Genomic DNA, 19,174 nt, shown 5'->3' on the forward strand with positions numbered 1-19,174 from the left:
GATCGTAGGAATGGCCAACTGTGACGGCTGAGGCCAGCCGCGACGCGAGTGTCGACTGGCCTCGCCGTCGTGGCAACTGCCGGCGTGGCGCCCGCCGCTGCCTCTCGTACTGAGAGCTCATGAAGGAGTGACGCACTGGCTCTACCCCACCAATGCCTCTGGCGACTACTACTTGATCGATCCGGTCACCGATGAGCATCTCCCGGTCTCGGCGGGGAACGTTCTTCGCTTCATCGAAGCAGCACCGGGTCAGGTAGATCCCTGGGGCCTCAGTCAGGGTTACCGCAGCATGGAGGCCGGCGACCTCCTCTGGCTGTATGCCGCGGGCGTTGGCGAGCTGTACGCGGTGGGGACGGTCGACGACGTCCGCTTGGACGAGGACGGCTACTGGTACGCCGACGTCCTGTGGTCGGCGGAGGACACCCGACGGCTGATGGACGCCCCGATACCGCGGGCTCGCTTCGGGCAGGTCGTTCGAGCTCCGGTCCGCGCCAACGAGACAACGACGGCCCTGCTCGACGAGTGGCTGGACCGAGGACCAGAGCAGTCGACGGACGGAAATGAGCGGCCGGGCCAATCGCAACGACCCGATCGAGTGCGACGCGACATCGCCCTGCGGCGTGGGCAGCCTGCCTTTCGAGCCAAGCTGCTTGCGGCGTACGAAAGGAAGTGCGCCGTCACGGGCGAGGCTGTGGAGGACGTCCTCGAGGCAGCCCACATCGACCCGTACAGCGAGAGCGGTTGCAACGACCTCGGCAACGGACTGCTGCTCCGCGCCGATGTTCACACGCTCTTCGACCTGCACCTGCTCGCGGTCGACCCGGCAGGACGGCTTGAGGTCTCGCCGAAGCTACGCGGCACCTCGTACGCAGCCCTGGCCGGCGTCTTGCTGACAGTGCCGCGTGACCCGAGCGCCAAGCCGGATTCCAGCCGACTGGCCGAACACCGGCGCGCATTCAGCTCCGACTAATTCGGTGAGGCTGCTCAGCGCCAGGTGCAGATGTCCAGCAGGCGGAGGTCCGTCAGTCGGGACATCGCCTGGATGGCCGGGTCGCTCGATGTTCTGAGCTGCTCGCGGACTTGCGCGAGTGCGCCCGACGCGGTGTTGGCCATCAGGTCTTCACGGACGGCGGACCAGTACTGGTAGCGCCCCAGCTCCGGTCGCGCCTGACCCTGGTGGCGCGCGAGTCGCCGATACCGCCGCATTAGCTGGCTGTCGAGGATCGGGTAGAGCGCCGGCCGCTTCAAGTAGAGAACCTTGCTGAGCTTCGCTACCGAAAAGCCGGACGGCCGCTCGCCGTAGAAGTGCCTCCAGAGCTGGAGCATTGGTCCGTAGGTCGACCCGTCTTCATCGGTCCACGGTCGCGAGGTCCGCGTCCGCCGCGGCGACCCACCAGGGCGCGTCCTCGCTGCGGTGGAGCAGCCATCGGGCTTCGGCATGGCTGATCCGCGACGCGATCACCCGGGTCCGGACGATCTCCTCCATGGTGAGAACCGACGGACCGCCCGGGCCGGCGTAGTCGTAGATGCGCAGGGTCTTGCCGTACCGGTGCGCGTATCCCGTGAGCACGCTCAGCGGATCGTCGACCCAAGTGTCAGCGACGCGCATGGAAACCCTCCGGTCGGAGGAGTGTTCGGGGATCCCGATGGCCGCAGCCACCTGGGCGGCGCGATCGGCGTTGACGTCACCGCGCTCGTCGACGGGCACGTCAGGCGTCCTCGTCGGGCACCAGGCTCCACATGCGGCGGAGGGGGAGCTCGGCCTGGATATCCTGCGGCAGCCGCTCGTAGACGGCTTCGACCCGGGCGATGACGTCGTCGGCGTCCCAGAGCCGCAGCTGAAAGAACAATCGTCGGGCCTCGGCGCGGGCGTTCTTCGTGTAACCGCCCCAGCTGACCATCAGACCTCGAGTGGCCCCGAAGTTGGCCATCACGCCCTGCAGTTCACGCAGAGTTGATGCGTCGACCACGATCGCGCCCGACTTGACCTGCACGGCGAGGCCCACGCCGTCGAAGCCCATGTCGCCCTCGCCGGCGAGGATGTCGACACCACCGTCCGGCCCGGCGGGCGAGACATGCACGTACATGCCCTCGGCCTCCAGGACCGCGCCGATCAGGCGAGCGAGGTCGTGCCCGGAGAAGCGGGCGCCGATGCGGCGCCGGATTTGGTCGCGGCTGAGGTCGAGCAGGTCGACGTCGGGCTGCCGGACGACATCGCTGGCCGACTGCTCGGCGTCCGGGTCGGGATTCGCGGGCGTCGGGGGAGCCCCGCCGTCGAGCAGCGCCTCGATGCGCGCCTCGGCGTCGTTCCGTTGGATCCGGCAGACGGTGAGGAAGGCGCCGAGGGAGTAGAGGATGTCCTGCGCGATCGACTCCCGGGGGACGTCCTCGCGGATCCATGCGACCGACCGCTGGTGCTGCATCGACTCGGGCGCCTCCGGCGCATACCGGTAGGAACCGGTGATGCGGCCGAAGGCGATGGCCGGCGTCCGCTTGAGGGGGAGCGCCACGAGGTCGCCGATGGCGATGCGCCGCTGGAAGGCGTCGACCTGGGCGAGCCAGTTGGTGATCGTGCTCGCCTTGGCGTCGGGGTAGCTCGCGATGAGGCGCTCGCGTAGCTGCTCGGTTGTCGTCACGCCGGAGAGGTCACCCACCGGCGCCCAGCCGATCCCGACGACCCCGCTGGTCAGCGCCAGCTCGTCCCCTTCGCCGTGCCGACCACTGCGCACCAGCCAGAGCGCCACGCTCGTCCCCCGTCCTCGCGTGGCCTCATCCTGGCAGCTGCCTCGCGCGGCCACCGGACGGTGTCGTCCGTTCAATGTCAGGCGGCGGAGAGTGAACTGGGATCCGGGCTGCCTACGCCAACCGGCTCGACATCCGAGTGCCAGCTCAATCCGTTTCTTCTTCCTGACCTGCGCCGACTGTTTGAGCTCAGCCCCACCGATCTGACCCGACACGGGGAGTGTCGCCACCACACCGCCCTCGACCTCCTGGTCGCCGACGGCCGGCTGGCCCGCCGGCGAACGGCTCGAGTGAGAACTCGACCTGATCTTCCGACGCGGCCTCGACCACCGGGGGCCCGTCAGCCGGCGGCGCTCTCCAGCACCCGCCGCTTCTCGCCGAGGCAAGCGGTGAGGCGCTCCACGAACTCCTCACCGCGCGCGGCCAGCGACGAGTCGCGGAGAGCGAACGTGCGGACGTCGCGCTTCTCGGCGGTCCCGTGCTCGATCGCCAGGTCGAAGCCGTCGTCCCGGTCGCTACCGAGCACCCTGGCGATCGCATGGACCGATGTCCACGGGAGCTCCTGGTCGACGTGCCCGTCGCTGAGGAAATTGCCCTCGCGGACGATGAGGATCCGCGCGCTTGTGAAGATGAGGTAGCGCTCCAGTTCCAGCCAACCGCCAGACTTGGCCACCGCCACCAACGTCTCGCCCTCCCGGAGGACCCAGCGGAGCCGCGAGGTGACCGCCTGCATTTGCTCGTCGGGGAGGAGCGGGATCTCCACGGGAGCGGACGGTGGATCGGCCTGGTATGCGCCGTGGTGATCAGCCAGTGCGCCCAGCTGGGCAGCGACGTGGCCAGCCGCCGCGCGCACCGCTTCGCGGTCCCGGGTGCCCGGGAAGAGCTTCTTCCAGGCCGAGCCCGTGCCCTCCTCCAGCATGCGGAGCAGCCGGTACACCGCTTCGAGAAGCGGGAAGGCCACGGCGCGCACCTCCGCGTCCCTCCGCTGAGCCCCGGCCAGCACGCGCTCGAGCAGGGCGGCGTCCTGGGGATCGACCGCCGCGGTTCGGTGGAGGTAGCCGGCGCGCAGCGCCTGGTAGCGCAGCCAGGCGCTGTGCGTCATCAGCAGCGTCTGAGCCTCCTGCGTGACGCTCCGGGCGTTCTTCTCGAGCCACGTCCGACGGGCCGTCGAGCTGTCGAGCGCGGTGAGCTCCTCGTGGTGACGCCGGGCGGCCTGCAGCGACAGCTCCAGCAGCTCGCGGAGCTTTGTCTCGCTGGCCTGTGCCTGCGCTTGGGCCCAGATGCCGGGTGTCACCTCGCCCAGGGCATTGGCGTGGCCGAACTCCTCGGCGATCGCATCGAAGTGCGACTTGGCGCTGGCCCACCGCTCGTCCTCGACCGCCTGCAGCAGCGACCGGGTGAGGAAGATGTTCTCCTCGACCAGCGCGGAGATCTCGGCGAGCTGGACCTGGATGGCCATGAGGGCCGCCGCCGGGCCGGCGGACGCGGCAACCGAGACGGCGCCCTGGCTCCCGGCCGGCGCCCACCGCACGGAGTGCGCGAACTTGCCCTCCTGCATCAGCGTTCCGAGGTTCCAGCCGTCCTTGGTGACCGGATTGGCCCCCGCCTTCAACGCAGCGACGGTCTCGGGCGACAGCCGGACCAGGCCCCGAGCCGTGTTGATGCCGTTCGCGATCTGGGCGACCACGTTGGCGCCGCCGATCGCGATGGCCGCCGCGTCGGCACCTCCCGGCCGTGCACCGCCGGCGTCGAAGGTGAGCGGCATGACGTGCGCGCCGAGAACGGAGAGGTCCCCGCTGGCGAGATAGACCCCGGACACCGACGTCTCGGCAAGTGCGACCGCGGTCCGCTCGCTGTCGTCGACGGCGTCCGCCACCGCTGTCCCGTCCCCCAGATCGACCTGCGCGTCCATGCTTCTCCCATGTGTTCGCTCCGAGCCTGGCCGGGACTGTAGGCACGGCTCCGGGCCTGATTGGTGCTCCCACACCGACGATGAGAGGCAGGCGAGTCCCCCGAGGCGGGTGGGGTGAAGGAGCGTTCCGTACCCCGTCGATGCCCAGGAGCACGGGGGCGCCCCCGCGGTTCCTCGGTCCGGTCGGCGCGGATCTTTGGCCGGAGGGCTGTGAGGCCCGTCGCGGCGGACCATGACGCAGCGGTGGACCGAATCCGGAGGCATCGGCTCGACGGCGTCCGCACCCATGCCAGGGCGCGCGTACGAGGCGCTGGCCGTACTGACGTGTCCGCGGTGCGTGCAGCCCACACGTTGGCACAATAGGTAGCAACGCGCTACCGCTTGTGCCAACAGGAGGGAGTCCGCCGTGCTCACCGTCGGCCAGGCCGCCGAACGCCTCGGCGTCGGACCGGAGCAGGTGCGCCGGCTGATCCGCGCGGGGAAACTCGCCGCCCGCAAGGTGGGCCGGACGCTCGTGCTCGACGACGACGCGGTCGACGGCCGGGCCCGTCTCCCGATCACGGCGGGGCGGGTCCTAGCTCCGCGGACGGCGTGGGCCGCGCTGTGGCAGCTCTCCGGTGAGGACGTCGACTGGCTGCCCGCGCCCGATCGTTCCCGCTTGGTGGCGCGGATCCGCTGCTACGACGCCGAGCGGCTGGTCGCCGCATCCCGGGACCGCGCGGAACGGTGCGAGCTGCGCGTCCTGCCGGCCTACCGGCAACAGGTGCTGGCCGCCGACGGCGTCGTCCCCTCCGGGCTGACCGCGGCCGCCGCGGTCGGCGCCGACATCGTCGCCGCCGAGTCCGTCGACGAGGTGTACTGCTCAGCGGGCACGCTGGCCGCGCTGCGTCGTGAGCTCGGCCTGTCCGACCGCGGTCAGCCGAACCTCGTGGTGCGGGTGCCCCGGTACGACCGGCTGGACCTCACCGGCCGAGCGCACATGCCGACCGCGGTCGTCGCGGTCGACCTGGCCGAGTCCGCCGAGGTCCGCACCCGGCGGGCCGGGCTGGACATGCTCGCCGCCGCGCTGAGCGACCTGGCCCGGTGACCACGGCCCCGGCCGCGGGGCGGCGTGCTGTGGACGCGATGCCGCGACAGGAGCTCTGAGCAGCAATCTGCAGCCCACGCTGCTAATGTGCATGCATGCCGGTGTCGATGACCATCCGCGACGTCCCTGACGAGACGCGTGATGAGCTGGCTGCCCGCGCGGCCCGCGCCGGTCAGTCGTTGCAGGAGTACGTCCGCGCCCAGCTGACCGAGCTGGCCCGGCGGCCCAGCCCCGCCGACCTGTGGGACCGGGTACAGCACCGGGTCCGGGCGACGGGCACCAGGTTGCCGGCGGCGGAGATCCTCGACCTGCGCGACCACGACCGCACGTGACCATCGTCGTCGACTCCTCCGCGGTGGTCGCCGCATTGGTGGACGACGGTCCCGAGGGGGCGTGGGCGCGGAGCGGCCTGCGTCGCAACGTCCTGGTGGCGCCGGCACATCTGTACGTCGAGGTGTCGAACGTGCTCCGGCGCGCGGTCCTGGCCCGGCGACTCGGGCGGGATGCCGCCGCACTGGCGCACCGCGACCTCGTGCAGCTGCCCGTGACGACCTTCCCCTTCGAGCCGTTGGGCGACCGCGTCTGGGAGCTGCACCCCACGGTGACCGCCTACGACGCCGCCTTCGTCGCCCTCGCCGAGGAGCTGGGCGCGCCGCTGTGGACCCTCGACCGGAGGCTCGCCGACGCATCAGGTCCGCGGTGCACCTTCCGGACACCTGACCGCTGAGCCGTCACCGGTCGCGGTCGGCCAGCCGGGCCCGGTCCGCAGGCGGAGGCCCGTGGCCGACGCCGCGGGCTGCTCGCGCCGAGCGAGATGACCCGCATCGAGGGACAGCTGCGGGTGTACCTCGGACTCTGAACGCGCGGCCGGTGGCTCGACGCCCTGCTCCGGTCGCCATGACGGCTTCGGGGCGCTCGATGGTCAGGTCAGCCCGGGCAGGTTCACCACGATCGCCTCCTGGCTGCTCCGCGCGATGACCACCACGGCCTCCTCGTCGGTCGGGTTCTCCTCGCGGTGCGGGGTGTACGGAGGGACGAAGACGTAGTCACCGGGCGCGGTGGCCAGCCGGACCTCCTCGCCGTCCTCCGCGAAGACGAACACCGGGTGGCCGCGTAGCACGTGGATGGCGGTCTCGGAGTCACCGTGGTGGTGGTCGCCCGACGACGTCCGCGGGGCGACGTGCGTCTGGCCCATCCACACCCGCTGGGAGCCGACCGTCTTCGCCGACACCGCCTCCAGCCTCGTCATGCCGCCGGTCTGGCCGGTGTCGCCGGTGAGCTCGTCGGCCCGGACGTGCCGCAGCGGCTGGTGCCAGCCGTCGATGGGTTCCTCGGTCATGGCGGTCAGCCGACCGCGCCGCCACGCGGGCGTCAAGCCGAGGTTTGGACACCGCCTGCTGTGAGCACCGTCACGGGCTGGTGACCCAGAGCTGGAGGACCAGTGACCCGTCCGCGAGCAGGACTGCGCCGGCGCATCGGCGTCCTGGCGACCGCCTTCGTCCTCGCCGTCGCCGGCCTGACCGCCGGCCAGGCCGCGCAGGGAGCGGCACCTACCGCGCTGCCCCGGCTGGCGACCAGCGGCACCTACGTCACCGGCATCTCCTCCGGCGGGTACATGGCCACCCAGCTCCAGGTGGCCTACTCGAGCCGGATCCGCGGTGCCGCCGTGGTCAGCGCCGGCCCCTACTGGTGCGCCATGGGCAACGTCGCCGTCGCGCTCTACGCCTGCGCCGACTCGGCCCTGCCGCGCGACCTGTCGCTGCAGTACGCGAAGACGGCCGAGTACGAGCGCGACGGCAAGATCGACCCCACGGCGAACCTGGCCCGCATCCCCACCTGGCTCTTCCACGGCAGCCAGGACCCGACCGTCAAGCGCCCGGTCGCCGACGACCTGGCCGCCTACTACCGCCACTACGGGACGCCGCTGACCTACCAGTCCGGCATCGCGGCCGGTCACGGCTGGATCAGCCCGCTCGGGCCGGTCGCATGCGGTGCCACCGCAGCGCCATACATCAACAACTGCGCCCCTTACGACGCGCAGGCCGAGTCGCTGCGCGTCATGTTCGGCTCGGTCAACGCCCCGAACGCCGGCAAGGCCCGCGGCACGGTCACCGAGTTCTCCCAGGACCCGTACGCCGTCCCGCCGTCCCCGGGCATCGGCGACGTCACCCGCACCGGGGCGGCCGCGATCGGCATGGGCTCGACCGGCTACCTGTACACGCCGGCCGACTGCGCGAAGAAGAACGCCTCGTGCAAGGTCGTCGTGGCCCTGCACGGGTGCCAGCAGACCGCCGAGCAGATCGGCCGCACCTTCGTCGAGCAGTCCAACCTCAACGCCTACGCCGACACCAACCGCTTCGTCGTCCTCTACCCGCAGGCCCGGCCCGACGCCACGCTCGGCAACCCCAAGGGGTGCTGGGACTGGTGGGGCTACCTCGGCCCCGGGGACGTCGACTACGCGACCAAGCGCGGGCCGCAGATGGCCACCGTGATGAGCATGGTGACCGCCCTGGGTGGCTGAGCGGGCCGTCAGGACGTGAGGCCGTGCCGCTCGACGATGCGCTGCGATCCCTCGAAGTCGGTGTCGCACTGATAGGAGGCGGCGAGCGCGACGAGCTGCTCCTGCGTCGGTGGCTCGGTCAACGCGTCGAGCCGGCGGAAGAACTGCTCGAGCCCGGCCGGGGAGACGAGGTCCAGCACCGCGGCCGGCTCGTCCCCGGCGTTCCAGTACGTGTGCCACTGGTCGCGCGGCTTGACGATCAGGTCACCGGGTCCGGCCAGCACCTCGTCGTCCCCGAGGACGGCGCCCATCCGCCCGGAGAGGACGTAGGTGAACTCGTCCTCCCGGTGGTGGCGGTGCAGCGGGGCGGCCAGCGACCGGGGTGCGAACACGTGCCGGACGACGGCGAACCGGCCGCCGGTGTCCTCCCCGTCGATCAGGAACCGGTCCCGGGCGCGGACGGAGCCGTCCATCGTCGTCCCTCCTACACGTGGTCGGATCTCCGGAGCCAGGCGAAGGCAGCCCAGCCGGGCAGGATCGGCAGCCAGAACGTGGCGAGCCGGTAGAGGAACACGGCCGGGACGGCGACCGTGTGGTCCATCCCGGCGGCGACCAGCCCCGCGATCAGGGCGGCCTCCAGCGCGCCGAGGCCGCCGGGCGTCGGGGCGGCGGCCGCGACGGCAGCCCCGACGAGGTAGACGGCGCCCACGGTCGCCAGGCCCAAACCCCCGCCGAAGGCCCGCGTGGACAGGTAGAGGCAGACCAGATAGCCGAGGGTGACCACGGCCGCGCCGCCCAGCAGCAGCGCCAGCTTCCCGGGGCGGCGCAGAGCGGGGCCGACGCCGTGGACCGACCGCTGCACCAGCGGGACCAGCCTCGCGACGACCAGCCGGCGGACCGCCGGGACGGCGAGCGCCGCGGCGGCCAGCGCGAGGACCACCAGCACCCCCCACAGGACGGCCTGCGGGCGGGGCAGCCGGAGGGACCCGAAGGCCGACTGCCCGGCCCAGACGGCGAAGACCACCATGAGGACGACGTGCACGACCGAGCCGGCCGCGTAGCTCAGCCCGACCCCGGACGTGGCCACCGGCAGGTCCACACCGCTCTTCTGCAGGTAGCGCACGTTCAGCGCCATCCCGCCGAGTCCGGCCGGCGCCAGCTTGCTGGCGAACGAGGAGGCGAGCTGGGCGACGAAGGTCGTCAGCGGGCGCAGCCGGGCCGGGACGGCGCCGACGATGCTCAGGGTGGCCCCCGCGTAGGTCAGCGCGGACACCGCCAGGATCCACGGCAGCCAGACCCAGTCGGCGGCGCGGACCCGCGCGACCATGCCGCCCACGTCGCCGAGCTGGGGCGCGAGGAGGTAGGTGGCGGCCACCAGCAGGACGACGGTGAGGACCGTCGTGCGGTGGATCCGCTCCAGGTCCGCCAGCTCCGGCTCCGGGACCCCGCTCCGCCGGCACACGGCCGCCCGGATACGGGGGAGGAGCTGCTCCTTGCGGTGCCTCAGCGCGTCCCGGGTGGCGCCGCTGAGGCTGTTCGGCTGCAGCCGGGGGAGCGCGGCGGCCACGGCCTCGGGTCCCAGCCGGTCGATCGCCGCGTCGACGGCCGGCTCGACGCCGACGTCCAGGGCCAGCGCGACGAGGAGCTGGGCGACGTCCGCGTCGAGGAGCGCGGGGGAGGCGGCGACCTCGCTGAAGCCGAAGTCGATCAGCCACGGGGTCCCCGTGGGGTCGAGCAGGATGTTGGCGCGGCGCAGGTCGCGGTGGGCGACGGAGTGCCGGCGCAGGACGGCGACCTGCTCCCAGATCTGGGACAGCACCAGAGGGGGAACGGAGTCGGGAGGCAGCCGGTCGAGGGTGGAGCCGTCCACGAGGTCGTAGGACAGCAGGAACGAGTCGGACCCCACCGGCGCGATGGCGCGCAGCCGCGGGGTCCGCGCACCGGCGTCCCGGACGAGCAGCGACACCAGCGCCTCGTGCTCAACGGTCCGGCGCAGCGAGGAGAACGGCCGCTCGTCCCCGACGTCCTTGAGCCGGAGGAAGCGGTAGACCCGGAACAGCAGGTCCGCGGCGCGGTTGTCCGCGCCCATGACCTTGGTGAAGACCCGGCCGCCGTCCTGCAGAGTGGCGACGTAGGGCACCGAGCCGCGGGCGTCGACCACCGCCGGGTGCAGGTCGGCCGGGGGCAGGCCGCCGCCGGTCAGCGCCGCGGCGACCGCGCCGAGCGTCGGCCGCCTGCTGGGGCGGCCGAGCAGCAGCAGCGTCGCGGAGCCCGCCAGGGCGCCGAGGACGAGCGCGACCGCCAGCGTGCCCGGGTGGGCGATCGGCACCAACAGCCGCAGCAGGACGACCAGCGCCAGCAGCCGGGCCCCGGCGCGTCGCCAGCGCCGGGACACGAACGGCCCGAGGACGACGAACGACGCGGCCATCACCGCGACGCCGTCCACGGTGAGCGTGCTGTCGACGCCACCGCGCCGCGCCACCTCGGCCACCAGGGCGTCCGTGTCCGCCCGGTCGACGAGCCACCCGGCCCCCAGCAGCAGCAGGACCGCGAGGACGCCGCTGATCAGCAGGTGCCCCAGCAGCCGGGCGTGCCGCGTCACCAGCGGCGCGGCCCATGCTCCGACGAGCGACGCCAGGACCAGCAGGGTCACCGCGCCGGCCAGGATCCGGCCGACCGCTGGAGTCAGGAACGACAGCCGCTGGACGAGGTCCTCGTCCAGCGCGGTGGACTCGTCGCGCGCCCACCGGGCGAGGCCGAGGAGCAGCAACGCGAGGACGGCGAACACGACGGTGCGGAGGACGTCGCTCGGGGACCGTTCGTAGCCGGTGACCTCCTCCTCGGTGCGGTCGCCGCTCACCGGTACGGCGTCGCGCGCCGGAGGAACCGGGGGAGCCGCCACGCGTGGGGCGCGAGGGCTCGGGAGCGCCGTCCCTGTAGTCCGCTCCATGCCGTCCACCCCTCCCGGCCACGGTCCCGGGTCGTCGGCCACACGGGCGGGGTGGCCGGCCCGGTCGACGGACTCGGCGGGCAACGAGGGTAGGGGTGGACGCCCCGCGGTGGGCCCGGTCAGGCCTCGCCGGCCTTCGGTCGAAGCCCCCACCGGCGTGCTGCACCTGCCCGTGGGAGCGCGGTCGCGGTGCGAGTGGGCTGACGCTCCGCCACGTCCGGGGAGCGGGGGAACAGCGGCTCAGCGCGGAGCGGGCAGGTCCTCGAGGTCTGGGATGCTTGGTGGTATCGCACGGAGCTCACGGTCAGGGCCGCTCGCGGACCCCACCTGCACCGTGCTCCGGCGCCGTGGCCGGTCGGCGCGGGAGGCACCAGGACGGCGTCGTCCGTGGCAGGGTCCTCCAGGCTCTGCACTCGGCACCACGGGGGGACGTTGTACCGCGTCGACGGGCGGCTGGTCCTCAGCCCCAGTGACCTGACCCGGCACCAGGAGTGCCACCACCTCACCGCGCTCAACCTCCAGGTGGCCGAACGCCGGCTGGACCCGCCGGCCGAGGGTGCCAGCGACCAGACGGTGCTCGTCGCCGACCTCGGGATCGCGCACGAGCTGCGCTACCTGGAGTCGCTGGAGGAGCAGGGGCTGACGGTCGCCCGGCTGGCGGGCCGCCGCAGCGAGGAGGCCACGCTCGCGGCGATGCGGGCCGGCGTCGACGTCGTCCACCAGGCGACGCTGTCCGACGGCACCTGGGGCGGCCAGGCCGACTTCCTCCTCCGCGTGGACCAGCCGTCCGACCTCGGGGAGTGGTCCTACGAGGTCGCCGACGCCAAGCTCGCCCGCCGCATCAAGGTGCCGGCGCTGCTGCAGATGGCCACCTACGCCGACCGGCTCGCCACCCTGCAGGGCCGCACGCCCGAGCGGATCAGCGTCGTCACCGGCGACGGCGAGACCCGCCCGTGGCGGCTGGTCGACGTGGCCGCCTACGCCCGCCGCGCCCGCGCCCGGCTGGAAGGCTTCATCGCCGACCCGGTGGACACCGTCCCCGTCCCCGTCGCCCACTGCGACCAGTGCACCTGGGCGGTCCGCTGCTCCAGCGAGCTGCGCACCAGCGACGACCTCAGCCTCGTCGCCGGCATGCGCCGCGACCACCGCGCCGCCCTCAACGGCGCCGGCATCGCCACGCTCGAGCAGCTCGCCGGCGCACCCGACGACGTCCTCCGGGCCACCGGCATCAGCCGGGGGACCCGGGAGCGACTCCGCGACCAGGCCCGCGAGCAGCTCCGCGGCCGCGCGGCCGGCGCCCCCACGCGGACGCTGCTCACGCCGCAGACGGCGCAGGGACTCCTGCGGCTCCCCGAGCCCAGCCCCGGCGACCTCTACCTCGACTTCGAGGGCGACCCGCTCGCCGGCGACGGCGACGGGCTGGAGTACCTCGCCGGCCTGGGCGACCGAGCAGGCACCTTCACCGCCCTCTGGGCGCATGACGCCGCCGAGGAGCGGCAGATGGTGACCGACCTCGTCGACCGGATCGTCGCGGCCTGGCGCGCCGACCCCGGCATGCACGTCTACCACTACGCGGCCTACGAGGTCAGCGCGCTCAACCGGCTCACCGGGCGGTACGGCGTCCGCGAGGCGGAGCTGGACCAGCTGCTGCGCGCCGAGCGGTTCGTCGACCTCTATCCGGTCGTGACGCAGTCGATGCGGATCAGCGGGGAGTCCTACTCGATCAAGAAGGTCGAGGCCTTCTACGGGCGCGCGCACACCGGCGACGTCGCCGACGCGATGAGCAGCGTCGTCGAGTACGAGAAGTGGCTGATCGACCGCGACCCGGCCCGGCTGCGGTCGATCGAGGACTACAACAGGGACGACGTCGACTCCACCCGCGAGCTGCACGACTGGCTGGAAAGGGAACGCGCCGAGCTGGCGGCGCTGCACGGTCCGCAGCCGCGCCCGGGGGTGGCCGAGATCGCCGTCCCGGCGCCGCGCTCGGACGCCGAGGTCGCGGAGCTGGCGCTGGTCGAGCAGCTGCAGGACCGCGGGCACGACCTCCTCGGCGACCTGGTGCAGTGGCACCGCCGCGAGGCCCGTCCCGGCTGGTGGGAGTTCTTCAGCCGCGGCGACCTGGACGACGACCAGCTCGTCGAGGACCGGACGGCGCTCGGCGGGCTGTCCGCCGCGGTCGAGATCGGCGCCGAGAAGCGCAGCAGGCTCTACGAGTTCAGCTTCCCGCCGCAGGACGCCAAGCTCTCGGTCGGCAAGCCGGCGTTCGACGTCGACAGCCGGGTGCGGATCGGCGAGGTGCGCGAGCTGGACGCGGTCGCCGGGCGGGTCGTCGTGAAGAGCACCAAGCCGCCTTCCCCGGTGCGTGGCCTCGGCCCGGAGGGGCCCTTGAACGACGAGCAGCTGCGCGCGGCGATCGCGGCCACCGCGGACGCCGTCCTGGCCGGGGAGTCCTGTCTCGGCCGGCGGCTGCTCGACCGCGTCGTCCCCGCGGACACCCGCCGGCTGCCGGGGGAGGAGGCCGGCGACGCCGTCGTCCGGCTCGGCCTGGCGCTGGACGGCGAGGTGCTCGCGGTGCAGGGGCCGCCCGGGAGCGGCAAGACGCGGGCGGCGTCCCGGCTGATCCGCGCGCTGCTCGACGCCGGCAAGAAGGTCGGGGTCACGGCGCAGTCCCACGCGGTGATCGGCAACGTGCTCAGCGCCGTCGGGCGGCCGGCGCTGCAGAAGTGCGAGGAGTCGCAGGCCTGCGGGGCGCCGGGGGTGGAGTGGTCCCGCGACGCCGCCGACGTGGCCTCGCGGCTGCTGGACGGGTCGGCGTCGCTGGTCGGCGGGACGTCGTGGTTCTGGGCTCGTCCGGACCTGGCCGAGGCGGTCGACGTGCTGGTCATCGACGAGGCCGGGCAGTTCTCGCTGGCCAACGCGGTCGCCGTGGCTCGGTCGGCTCGCTCGCTGGTGCTGCTCGGCGACCCCCAGCAGCTGGCCCAGCCGACGCAGGCGGTGCACCCGGGGGAGTCGGGGCTCTCGGCGCTGGAGCACCTGCTCGACGGGCACCCGACCGTGCCCGAGGACCGCGGCGTGTTCCTCGACCGCACCTACCGGATGCACCCGGCGCTGACCGCGTTCGTGTCCGACCTGGCCTACGAAGGCCGGCTGGAGTCCGCGGCCGGCCGCGAGCGGATCGCGGTGGACGGCCGGTCCAGCGGGCTCGCCGTCCGGTTCGTGGAACACCTGCAGCCGTCGATGGCGGCGTCGCCGGACGAGGCGTCTGCGGTGGCCGGGGTGTGGCACTCGCTGCAGGGGGTCGGCTGGGTCGACGCGGCGGGGGAGCGGTCTCCGATCGTTCCGGACGACGTGCTCGTGGTCGCGCCGTACAACAACCAGGTCGCGCTGATCCGGCGGGCGCTCCCGGACGGCGCACGGGTCGGCACCGTGGACAAGTTCCAGGGGCAGGAGGCGCCGGTCGTCGTCTACTCGATGACGTCGACCTCGGCCGAGGACGCGCCCCGCGGGGTCTCCTTCCTCTACGACCTGCACCGGCTCAACGTCGCGGTGTCCCGGGCCAAGGCGCTGGCCGTCGTGGTGATGAGCGAGGAGCTGCTCGACGCCGCCGTCCGGACGCCGGAGCAACTCCGCCAGGTCAACGCGCTGTGCCGGTTGGTCGAGATGGCCACCGTCATCCGCTGACGCTCGACTGCCGGTGCCGACCCGGCTCCGGTGTCATGAAGCCGGCGAGGCGGCTCCGCGGCGAGCGATACCTACTCAGCCGGACCTCAGCCTCTGCTCACCCGTGTAAGCAGAGGCTGAGGTCCGCGGAGAGGACTCCGGGCCGGCGGACCTCACGTCGTCCGGGCGTTCGAGCCGCCCAGGGTGTGGCGGCCCGGAGTCGCGGGCGGCCACCAGCTCAGAGCCACGCCTCGATCGCGTCCAGCTGCCCGTGCGTCAGCCCGACGAACAGGTCCGGCGCGACCACCAGCACGTGTGGGTTGGCGGCCAGCCAGTCATCGGTGTCGGCCGCCTGCTGGGCCAGGTCGTCGTCGATCCACACGATGCGCCGGTCCGGTTCTGCTTCGGCGACGGCCTGGGCAGCGGTCAGCTTCCACCAGCCCGACCGGCCGCCCAGCGAGCCGAGGAAACCGGTCGGCGCCGAGTCCGCGCGGGCGTGGGTCCTGAGCCCTCGCGGCAACCCCATGGGCTCGGCCAGCAGCCGGTCGGCGTCCGTCGTCCAGGTGGTCAGCCACTGGATCTCCACCCGGCCAGACTCGTGCAGCTCGCGCAGCCGGGCGGTGATCGTCGGGTCCCACGACAGCACGTACCCGTTGAACGTGCCCCGCCTCCAACCCTCGGGCAGGTCCACGGACGCCGCGTTCAGCACGCCGTCGACGTCCAGCAGCAGGATCGGACGGTCACCGGTCGAGGCCATGCCGTCCTCCAGGAAGCGTGCGGTGTCGCGGTCGAGCATTCCTACCCGTCATCGGCGGGGCATCGATGTACCTACGATCGACTACGATGTAGTCATGGCGACACCTCGGTCGGTCCGGCTGTCGGACGACGTCCTCCGCCGGCTCGGTGACTTGGCCGGGCGGCGCGGGACGTCCGTCTCGTCCACCATCGAGCGGCTGCTCGACGAGGCGCTGCGCCGCGAAGCCCATCCAGGCATCACCTTTCGCGACGGCCCCAGCGGCCGGCGGACCGGGCTGGTGACCGGGCCGGACGTCGACGAGGTCGTCCGGACCCTGCGCGCCGTTCAGGCGGAGGTTCACGAGGACGCCGTCGCCGTGGTCGCCCGGACGATGTCGCTGAGCGAAGCGCAGGTGCGCACGGCCGTCGCCTACTACGCCGACCACACGGCAGAGGTGGACGCGAGGATCGCCGCCAACGAGCAGGCCGCCGAGGAACTGGAGGCCGCCTGGCGCCGGCAGCAGGAGATCCTGGCCGGCCCCATCCGGTGAGGCTGTTGCTCGACGAGATGTACCCACGGCGGCTCGCCGATCAGCTGCGCGCCGACGGCCACGACGTCGTCGCCGTCGTCGAGCTGCCGGACCTGGTCGGACGGGCGGACGACGAGGTGGTGCGCTGGGCTCGCGAGCACGGTCGCGTCGTCGTCACCGAGAACGTCGTCGACTACGCACCCCTGGACCCGGCCGACCACACGGGGCTCCTGCTGGTGAACTCCCGCCGCTGGCCGCGTGCACCGGGCGGACTGCCGCGGCTGTCGGCGGCACTGCGCTCCTGGCTCGACGTCCGGGCCGACAGGGGAGCCCCGGGACCGGGAGGAGCCGGCCTGGTCGAATGGCTCTGAGGACGTTCCCGCGGGAACGACCACCGGGAGCACGCAGCGGGGACCCAGGGACCTTCGCGTCTGGTGACGGCCGTCGTCCGCTCCTAGCGTCCGGCGCGTGTGCGGGAGCAGCCCATGACCGGCGTCCCGCTGCTGGTCGTCGTCGACGAGGACCCCGCCCAGCGACGGGACGTCGAGCGCGAGCTGCGCAACCGGTACGGGGCCGACTACCGGGTCTGCTGCCTGAGCTCCCCGCGCGAGGGCATCGCCATGCTGCAGCGGCTCGCGGAGGACGGCGCCGAGGTCGCCCTCGTCCTCGCCGGGGAGGTGCTCGACGGCGCGCCCGGGACCAGCCTGCTGGCGCAGGTGCGCAACCTCTTCCCGCACGCCCAGCGCGTCCTGCTGCTCCGGTGGGGCCTGTTCGGCGACTCGGCCACCGGCGACGCCATCTTCGAGGCGATCGCCAGCGGGCGGATGGACCACTACCTGCTGCGGCCGTCGACGCCACCGGACGAGCTGTTCCACCAGTCCATGTCGACCTTCCTGCTCGCCTGGGCCGAGTCGCAGCACCGCTCCCCGCACACGATCGACGTGGTGGGGGAGACCTGGTCCGGCCGGGCGTACGAGCTGCGCGAGGTCCTGGAGCGCTGCGCGATGCCGCACCGGTTCTGCCTCGCCGCCTCCGAGGAGGGGCGCGCGCTCCTCGCCGAGGCGGGGGAGCGGCGGTTCCCGCTCATGGTCATGCCCGACGGGCACGTCCTGGAGGACCCCAGCGACGTCGACATCGCGCGGGCGTCGGGCACCGCGGTCGCCCCGGACCGGGACCGCTACGACCTCGTGATCGTCGGCTGCGGACCCGCCGGGCTGTCCGCGGGCGTCTACGGCGCCTCCGAGGGGCTGCGCACCATCGTCATCGACGCGGGCGCCCTCGGCGGGCAGGCGACCACGAGCTCGTCGATCCGCAACTACCTCGGCTTCCCCCGCGGTGTGAGCGGCGCGGACCTCGCCCGCCGGGCCTACCAGCAGGCGTGGGTCTTCGGTGCCCGCTTCGCGTTCATGCAACGGGTCACGCACCTGGCCCGCGAGCGCGACGGCGTCGTCCTCACCCTGGACACCGGCGGGGTCGTGGAGGCCCGTGCCGTCGTCCTGGCGACCGGTGCCAGCTACCGCCGCCTCGGCGTCGAGTCGCTGGAGGCGTTGCGGGGAGCCGGCGTCTTCTACGGCGCGGCCGCGTCCGAGGCGCCGATCGTGGCCGGACAGGACGCCTACGTCGTCGGCGGTGCGAACTCCGCCGGGCAGGCCGTGCTGCACCTGGCCCGCTACGCCCGGCGCGTGACGCTCGTGGTGCGCGCGGAGTCGCTGGCCGCCGGGATGTCGCACTACCTGGTCCGGCAGATCGAGGAGACGCCGAACATCGAGGTCCGGACGGCGACCGAGGTCGTCGGCGGCGGCGGTGACGGCCGGCTCGAGCACCTGGTGCTGCGCGACCGGGGGGACGGCGAGCTGCGGGACGCCGAGGCGCACGCCCTGTTCCTGATGATCGGCGCCCGGCCGCACACCGACTGGCTGCCGGGGACGATCGAGAAGGACGACGCCGGCTTCATCCTGACCGGCGCGGACCTGAGCGACGACGCGCGGCGGGCGTTCGGGCGGCCCCCGCTGCCGCTGGAGACGAGCATCCCCGGCGTGCTCGCAGCCGGTGACGTCCGGCACGGGGCGGTGAAGCGTGTCGCGTCGGCCGTCGGCGAGGGCGGCATCGCCATCCAGCTCGTCCACCGCCTGCTCGCCGTGTGAGCCGCTCCCGACCTGCCAGGCCGGGGCCTCTCGGGACGGTCAGGACGGCGGCTGGCCACCGATCACGCCGGCCACCACCGCGGCCGCAGCGTGACCGGCGCGGACGGCGTCCAGGACCGACCTCCCGGCTCGCCAGCCGGCCAGCACGCCGGCGGCGAAGGCGTCGCCGCAGCCGGTCGTGTCCCGCAGCCGCCACGGCAGGGGCTCCACCGGGACCTCGGCCGCACCGGCCCGGGTCAGCACCCGGGTCGGTCGGGAACCTGCGTGCACCAGCACCAGGTCCGGCGCCCACCCCGGCAGGTCGCCGTCCAGCCCCAGCACCGCGGCCTCGGCCGCGTTGCAGAACAGGACGACGGGCCGCAGCCCCGCGAGCAGCTCGACGTACCTGTCTGTGCCGTGCTGCTCGACCCGGGTGGCCGCCGCCACGTCGACGCTGACCGGCACCCCCGATCCGTGCGCGAGGGACGCCGCGGTGCGTACCGCCTCGGGGAAGCGCAGGAGGTCGTAGCCGTCCAGGTGGAGGACGGCGGCGCCGCCGAACCACTCCGCGCGGACGTCGGCCGGTTCCAGCCCGCCCTCGCCACGGTCGGTGAGCAGGGTCCGCTCGCCGTCCGGGTGGACCAGCACCGTCGACAGCGGCGCCCGGCCGTGGCGCACCACCACGATCTCGACGCCGCATCCGGTCAGTCCCGCCAGCAGGCCGTCCGAGAGAGGGTCTGCACCGGCCCAGCCCGCCAGCCGCGCCGGTACACCCAGCCGGGCCAGGTTCGCCGTCACGTTCGCCGGCGCCCCGCCCGCCGTCGTCGTCCGCACGACCCGCTGCTGACCGCCCACCACGAGGGGCGCGGACAGCTCCAGCACCTGGTCGGCGACCAGCTTCCCCAGCGCGACCACCGGTCCCGGGCCTGCGGGGC

18 protein-coding genes are annotated in these 19,174 nt (G+C 73.3%); 9 read left to right on the forward strand and 9 right to left on the reverse strand.

Translation table 11 applies throughout. The features are described from left to right. Window positions 1–127: 127 nt before the first annotated feature. The gene (locus BLR12_RS19430; protein WP_091381625.1) at window positions 128–970 is read left to right on the forward strand and encodes an HNH endonuclease; all 843 of its coding nucleotides are present in this window, start codon (window positions 128–130) and stop codon (window positions 968–970) included. Between the two features lie 14 nt (window positions 971–984). On the opposite strand, the gene BLR12_RS19435 is transcribed toward BLR12_RS19430, so the two are convergent. From BLR12_RS19435 to BLR12_RS19450, 4 genes are all read right to left on the reverse strand, one after another. Then, complete coding sequence (locus tag BLR12_RS19435; protein ID WP_091381627.1) at window positions 985–1,326, reverse strand: DUF6308 family protein; 342 nt, start codon at window positions 1,324–1,326, stop codon at window positions 985–987. Between the two features lie 22 nt (window positions 1,327–1,348). Continuing rightward, the gene (locus tag BLR12_RS19440) at window positions 1,349–1,708 is read right to left on the reverse strand and encodes a hypothetical protein (protein WP_091381629.1); all 360 of its coding nucleotides are present in this window, start codon (window positions 1,706–1,708) and stop codon (window positions 1,349–1,351) included. A gap of 1 nt (window position 1,709) precedes the next feature. Beyond that, window positions 1,710–2,744 (reverse strand): restriction endonuclease, encoded by a 1,035-nt coding sequence (locus BLR12_RS19445; RefSeq protein WP_091381631.1) that lies wholly within the window; start codon window positions 2,742–2,744, stop codon window positions 1,710–1,712. 338 nt (window positions 2,745–3,082) lie between these two features. After that, complete coding sequence (locus tag BLR12_RS19450) at window positions 3,083–4,654, reverse strand: hypothetical protein (RefSeq protein WP_091381632.1); 1,572 nt, start codon at window positions 4,652–4,654, stop codon at window positions 3,083–3,085. A 406-nt stretch (window positions 4,655–5,060) separates the two neighbouring features. Between BLR12_RS19450 and BLR12_RS19455 the strand changes: the two genes are divergently transcribed. The 3 genes from BLR12_RS19455 (at window position 5,061) to BLR12_RS19465 (ending at window position 6,468) form a co-directional block, all read left to right on the forward strand. Beyond that, a complete protein-coding gene (locus BLR12_RS19455) occupies window positions 5,061–5,741 on the forward strand; it encodes a helix-turn-helix domain-containing protein (protein WP_091381634.1) in 681 nt (226 codons plus the stop codon). A 95-nt stretch (window positions 5,742–5,836) separates the two neighbouring features. Further along, a complete protein-coding gene (locus BLR12_RS19460) occupies window positions 5,837–6,073 on the forward strand; it encodes a FitA-like ribbon-helix-helix domain-containing protein (protein ID WP_091381636.1) in 237 nt (78 codons plus the stop codon). Then, a complete protein-coding gene (locus BLR12_RS19465) occupies window positions 6,070–6,468 on the forward strand; it encodes a type II toxin-antitoxin system VapC family toxin (protein ID WP_091381638.1) in 399 nt (132 codons plus the stop codon). The genes BLR12_RS19460 and BLR12_RS19465 overlap by 4 nt, the downstream gene beginning before the upstream one ends. A 195-nt stretch (window positions 6,469–6,663) precedes the next feature. Here BLR12_RS19465 and BLR12_RS19470 read toward each other — a convergent pair whose 3' ends face one another. Next, complete coding sequence (locus tag BLR12_RS19470) at window positions 6,664–7,080, reverse strand: cupin domain-containing protein (protein ID WP_091381640.1); 417 nt, start codon at window positions 7,078–7,080, stop codon at window positions 6,664–6,666. A 102-nt stretch (window positions 7,081–7,182) separates the two neighbouring features. Here BLR12_RS19470 and BLR12_RS19475 point away from each other — a divergent pair, with 102 nt between their 5' ends. Next, complete coding sequence (locus tag BLR12_RS19475; protein WP_091381642.1) at window positions 7,183–8,262, forward strand: extracellular catalytic domain type 2 short-chain-length polyhydroxyalkanoate depolymerase; 1,080 nt, start codon at window positions 7,183–7,185, stop codon at window positions 8,260–8,262. 8 nt (window positions 8,263–8,270) lie between these two features. Here the strand turns inward: BLR12_RS19475 and BLR12_RS19480 are convergent, their stop codons facing one another. Together BLR12_RS19480 and BLR12_RS25585 are read right to left on the reverse strand one after the other, a co-directional pair. Then, complete coding sequence (locus tag BLR12_RS19480) at window positions 8,271–8,714, reverse strand: cupin domain-containing protein (RefSeq protein WP_091381643.1); 444 nt, start codon at window positions 8,712–8,714, stop codon at window positions 8,271–8,273. Between the two features lie 11 nt (window positions 8,715–8,725). Further along, window positions 8,726–11,101, reverse strand: a complete 2,376-nt coding sequence (locus BLR12_RS25585; protein WP_091381645.1) for a lysylphosphatidylglycerol synthase transmembrane domain-containing protein — start codon at window positions 11,099–11,101, stop codon at window positions 8,726–8,728. A 522-nt stretch (window positions 11,102–11,623) separates the two neighbouring features. Between BLR12_RS25585 and BLR12_RS19490 the strand changes: the two genes are divergently transcribed. Then, window positions 11,624–14,872, forward strand: a complete 3,249-nt coding sequence (locus BLR12_RS19490) for a TM0106 family RecB-like putative nuclease (protein ID WP_091381647.1) — start codon at window positions 11,624–11,626, stop codon at window positions 14,870–14,872. 217 nt (window positions 14,873–15,089) lie between these two features. On the opposite strand, the gene BLR12_RS19495 is transcribed toward BLR12_RS19490, so the two are convergent. After that, complete coding sequence (locus BLR12_RS19495; RefSeq protein ID WP_255363644.1) at window positions 15,090–15,647, reverse strand: HAD domain-containing protein; 558 nt, start codon at window positions 15,645–15,647, stop codon at window positions 15,090–15,092. Window positions 15,648–15,702: 55 nt separating this feature from the next. Here BLR12_RS19495 and BLR12_RS19500 point away from each other — a divergent pair, with 55 nt between their 5' ends. The 3 genes from BLR12_RS19500 to BLR12_RS19510 all read left to right on the forward strand — a co-directional run bounded on the left by BLR12_RS19500 (window position 15,703) and on the right by BLR12_RS19510 (window position 18,260). Continuing rightward, window positions 15,703–16,137, forward strand: coding sequence for a ribbon-helix-helix protein, CopG family (locus BLR12_RS19500; RefSeq protein WP_091381649.1), 435 nt, complete (start codon window positions 15,703–15,705; stop codon window positions 16,135–16,137). After that, window positions 16,134–16,487 carry a DUF5615 family PIN-like protein gene (locus tag BLR12_RS19505; protein WP_091381651.1) on the forward strand — a complete coding sequence of 118 codons (354 nt, stop codon included), beginning with the start codon at window positions 16,134–16,136 and terminating at the stop codon, window positions 16,485–16,487. Before BLR12_RS19500 ends, BLR12_RS19505 begins: the two co-directional genes overlap by 4 nt. 114 nt (window positions 16,488–16,601) lie before the next feature. After that, window positions 16,602–18,260: an NAD(P)/FAD-dependent oxidoreductase gene (locus BLR12_RS19510; protein WP_091381652.1), complete on the forward strand. Its 1,659-nt coding sequence runs from the start codon at window positions 16,602–16,604 to the stop codon at window positions 18,258–18,260. Between the two features lie 39 nt (window positions 18,261–18,299). Here the strand turns inward: BLR12_RS19510 and BLR12_RS19515 are convergent, their stop codons facing one another. Further along, entirely contained in the window at window positions 18,300–19,154 is an 855-nt protein-coding gene (locus BLR12_RS19515) for a carbohydrate kinase family protein (protein ID WP_176832596.1), read from the reverse strand. Window positions 19,155–19,174: the final 20 nt, after the last annotated feature.

Source organism: Geodermatophilus sp. DSM 45219 (assembly GCF_900104025.1).
GTDB lineage: Bacteria > Actinomycetota > Actinomycetes > Mycobacteriales > Geodermatophilaceae > Geodermatophilus.

What these genes read in the sequence shown, in the direction of transcription:
- BLR12_RS19480 (WP_091381643.1), bottom strand. Translation starts at nt 8,714, where the DNA reads ATGGACGGCTCCGTCCGCGCCCGGGACCGGTTCCTGATCGACGGGGAG.
- BLR12_RS19460 (WP_091381636.1), top strand. Translation starts at nt 5,837, where the DNA reads ATGCCGGTGTCGATGACCATCCGCGACGTCCCTGACGAGACGCGTGAT.
- BLR12_RS19470 (WP_091381640.1), bottom strand. Translation starts at nt 7,080, where the DNA reads ATGACCGAGGAACCCATCGACGGCTGGCACCAGCCGCTGCGGCACGTC.
- BLR12_RS19500 (WP_091381649.1), top strand. Translation starts at nt 15,703, where the DNA reads ATGGCGACACCTCGGTCGGTCCGGCTGTCGGACGACGTCCTCCGCCGG.
- BLR12_RS19435 (WP_091381627.1), bottom strand. Translation starts at nt 1,326, where the DNA reads ATGCTCCAGCTCTGGAGGCACTTCTACGGCGAGCGGCCGTCCGGCTTT.
- BLR12_RS19450 (WP_091381632.1), bottom strand. Translation starts at nt 4,654, where the DNA reads ATGGACGCGCAGGTCGATCTGGGGGACGGGACAGCGGTGGCGGACGCC.
- BLR12_RS19495 (WP_255363644.1), bottom strand. Translation starts at nt 15,647, where the DNA reads ATGCTCGACCGCGACACCGCACGCTTCCTGGAGGACGGCATGGCCTCG.
- BLR12_RS19510 (WP_091381652.1), top strand. Translation starts at nt 16,602, where the DNA reads ATGACCGGCGTCCCGCTGCTGGTCGTCGTCGACGAGGACCCCGCCCAG.